Origin of the sequence: Pseudomonas sp. HMWF006, from assembly GCF_003061205.1 — a bacterium.
GTDB lineage: Bacteria > Pseudomonadota > Gammaproteobacteria > Pseudomonadales > Pseudomonadaceae > Aquipseudomonas > Aquipseudomonas monsensis.
This window is the reverse complement of the sequence record NZ_QAIU01000573.1, coordinates 1-743: the sequence shown is the minus strand read 5'-3', so window position 1 is coordinate 743 and position 743 is coordinate 1. Positions and strand designations below refer to the sequence as shown.

Annotated in this window: 1 protein-coding gene; it reads left to right on the top strand. The window is 61.4% G+C overall.

Translation table 11 applies throughout. From position 1 onward, the window contains the following. On the top strand, positions 1-626 hold a 626-nt coding region (locus DBR24_RS33875), incomplete at its 5' end, for an Hsp70 family protein (protein WP_256591853.1). Positions 627-743: the final 117 nt, after the last annotated feature.

Below are 743 nucleotides of genomic sequence, written 5' to 3'. Positions count from 1 at the left end.
GCGGCGTGCACATCGGCGGTACCGATTTCGATAAACAGCTGAGCCTGCAAGGTTTGATGCCGCTGTTCGGCTACGGCAGCCGCATGAAGAGCGGCGCCTACATGCCGACCAGCCACCACATGAACCTGGCGACCTGGCACACCATCAACTCGGTCTACTCGCAGAAATCCACCCTGGCGCTGGGCAGCATGCGTTACGACATCGAAGACACCGGCGGTATCGACCGCCTGTTCAAGCTGATCGAACAGCGCGCCGGCCACTGGCTGGCGATGGAAGTAGAAGAAACCAAGATCCAGCTGACCCACACCGACAGCCGCCATGTGCCGCTGGACCGGATCGAGCCCGGCCTGAGCGTTGAGCTGAGCCGCGCCCTGTTCGAATCGTCCATCGACGCACTGCTTGAGCGCGTGCGCGGCAGCGTCACGCAGCTGTTGAACGATGCCAACGTGTCGGTGGATCAGGTCGATACGGTGTTCTTCACCGGCGGTTCGAGCGGCATTCCGGCGCTGCGCAACAGTGTTTCGGCGATGTTGCCGAACGCACGGCATGTTGAAGGGAATATCTTTGGCAGCATTGGCAGCGGTCTGGCGATTGAGGCGATGAAGCGTTACGGCGCAATGGCCTGATCACAATCGCTGTGGCGAAGAGCCTTTGTGGCGAGGGGATTTATCCCCGTTGGGTCGCGAAGCGGCCCCCGACTTTTGAAAGCAGGGGCCTGCTGCGCAGGCCAGCGGGGATAAATC